This window comes from Candidatus Anaplasma sp. TIGMIC, assembly GCF_028204095.1.
GTDB lineage: Bacteria > Pseudomonadota > Alphaproteobacteria > Rickettsiales > Anaplasmataceae > Anaplasma.
Genome location: NZ_JAQLOH010000060.1, coordinates 1 through 2,753, shown reverse-complemented (window position 1 = coordinate 2,753; position 2,753 = coordinate 1). Strand labels below are relative to the sequence as shown.

Below are 2,753 nucleotides of genomic sequence, written 5' to 3'. Positions count from 1 at the left end.
ATCGTTTGATCCCAGCTGGCCTTCGCCAGTTCCTTTGTCTTTTTTTGGGTCTGGTGTGGCAAAGTAGACTATTGAAGCAACTCTAGCGTATGGTTTACTTAGTTTCCCATTGTTACAAAGTGCAAAAGTATCAGTATTTCATTGAGCATGTTTCTTGTACTCCTTCCTTGAGTTGTTATATGTGTCATATTTATCTTTAAGATAGATAATTTCAACCACTGTGGCGCAAATAGAGACCATAATGCACCGAAAAATATCTATTTTCTTGACTATAGATTGACATTTATGTTACACGTGGGCTACCTGGGCGTGTTGTCTAGGTATCTCACAACGGTTGTGTGGGTTTGCGCGGCACGCACAGGTGTTGGCGGTAGTTGCCTTTCTATGGTGTATGGTTCATGAAAAAGTTAGTGGAGAATATGGCCGGGAAGATCCCAGGCTACGAAGATAATCCTGACATAAGGGTTGTGAATGAGGTGGTTGTTAGGGCGGTTGTAAATGCGCTGCTACGCGGAATGAGTCCGAAATATGGCCTGGTGGTGCACCGGGATAGCTCTGGCACCAAGTACTCGTACCGCGTGGAGATGCCGGGTACTGATGTAGATGTTGACGCTATGCGGGAGGCGTGCGCAATAATAACGCTCGAGCAGTCTGTATCAACGCCTGAAGGACTGGAATGCCTATGTAGGTATCTCTTTACAATCCATGCTTTTATGCCAGAGCACATAGTGAGTTTGTCACGTTCCCTTGGGCAGTCGTCAGCAGATACGAGCAAATTGAAGAAGGCGCTTTCGTGCGTGTCTGACTTTGTGATAAGAGTGCTGGAGCTACGTAGTACTGGGCCTCGCGCCCAACACGTGGAGTGGGGAACAGTGTACCTAATGTGCTTGAGGAAGTTACTTCCTCCCATGCTTTCTATGCACCGTAAGGAGCTCGCAAGTGTTGCGTATTGTGTTTACACAAGTGACGCTGCTAGGGAGATAACAAGGCGGCGTAATGATTTAGAGCAGTTCCTGATGTCAGAAAACATAGTCTCGTATGGAGGCCCTGCTGCCCTACATCAGAAGCTGGCGTTTCTTTCAAATCTTAATCCTGCCATCGCTTCGCATTTTAGGGTTAGGGAAAGTATAGATCCTCGCAGGCGCTCCACTACTTTAGTGGTGAGGGGGCAGGCTAGGATTATTCAGTCCTTGCGCGATGATCACGAGTGGGCTCATATCGTAAATGGTCGGGTAAATGAGACAATACGGGATCACGCTAGTGTAAATGCAGAGAAGTTGCTGTTGCTAAGCATGTTGTTTGGTAAGCAAATACCGATAGTTAAGGACAACATTAATGCGCTGATACTTAACGATGGCGGAGTTGCTTACTCGTTCAAACGCGAATTTGCGTTTCCTTTGCTGGATGAAAGGAAGCTTCATGACGGTCTTGGTAGTGGAATACTGAGTACACCTGAAGGAGCGGGACTGGTTGATTTGCTGATAGAGAGTCATCACCTGCGCCAGAGATGTATATTCGGCGTGTCATATGAGAAGCTGGCACATGAGGTCAGAAAGTTAAGTAATCACTTTAACATGTCGAGTATAGACAGCGACGGAAATGTTTCCGGTGTATTTTCACATGCTGTACGGTATATACACGACGCTCTGATGGGAGATAGGGAATTTAACAAGGAGGTGATGACGCATGCTAAGGACTTGGTGTCGTTCCTTGCTGAGAGAGTTAGCTTCCTTCGTGAGTTTGTGGATAGTAAGGATTATCCAATACTCTGCGAGTTCCTGGAGCAGTCAAATGCTATAGATACGCATAGGGATTTTGCTCGTTATCTGAAGGAGAAGCGTGCGTGTGAGGGAGAGAAAACTAAGGAGGAGATAAAGAATCTTGAGAGACACAGAACATTGAAGCTCGCTAGGGCTATGGGTGAGATGGTTGGCTTTATGCTAATGATATCTGGTGTGTTGTCTGTATGCTTCGCGGTATATGCTCGACATAACGCTTTGACTAATCTGGCTGGGTTGCCTTTCGGTATGGGCGTGAGTGATGTGCTTGTATTGGGTCTTGTTGTGTTCTCGTTAGGGTTCGTTGCTACAACGACAGCTTGGGTTTCTGCTAAGGGCGCCTCTTCTGCATTCAAGAAGTTGAAGAGTGTTTGCACTCTTGGCAAAGAGAGAGGCACGGGCTCTGCTCTTTCCAACGATGTTGAGTACCACCTACAAATACCTGAAGGGGTTGATATAAACTCTGTAGGGTTTATAGGAGTGTACAGCGCGGACGAGATTAAGACTCTGGCTAATGATTGCAAGGCTGTCATGGGTGAGGATGCTCATCATCACCATCGTGGGCATGCGGCAAAGAAAAAGGTATCTCTCGGACTTGGATGCTCCTCTGTGGGATCTAAGTTGAAGGAGCTAACCTGTGGAAGCGATAGTGGTAAAGTTGCATGCGCTTCTGGCTCTTCGCAAGGACCAGGTAGCTCGTTGGCCTTACCTGATGGTAGTAACGCTGCTGATGCAGTGGCATCAAGTTGCTTCAAAGCGGCGGCTTCGCGTTAGGCTTATTTGGTCATTGGGGCAAATTCTCCTTTGACCAGCTGTGATTGTTTCTGTATTTACGCGTGTTGCTTTTGGGCAGCCTGTGACTGGTGGGTCATCTGCTGGGGGCTGCCCTTTTTCTTTGGTTCCCGTCATTGCATATCCAACCTCACGCCTACAACTTTCCTCGTTATGGAAGCGCTCAAGCAACCGCAGGTCTTT

General features: G+C 47.3%; 2 protein-coding genes. One reads left to right on the top strand and one right to left on the bottom strand.

All coding sequences use genetic code 11. The features are described 5' to 3' along the window. Positions 1-398: 398 nt before the first annotated feature. The gene (locus PGW94_RS04475) at positions 399-2,552 is read left to right on the top strand and encodes a hypothetical protein (protein WP_271759052.1); all 2,154 of its coding nucleotides are present in this window, start codon (positions 399-401) and stop codon (positions 2,550-2,552) included. On the opposite strand, the gene PGW94_RS04470 is transcribed toward PGW94_RS04475, so the two are convergent. After that, positions 2,520-2,753: hypothetical protein (locus PGW94_RS04470; protein WP_271759050.1), on the bottom strand; the 234-nt coding region annotated here is incomplete at its 5' end. The genes PGW94_RS04475 and PGW94_RS04470 overlap by 33 nt on opposite strands.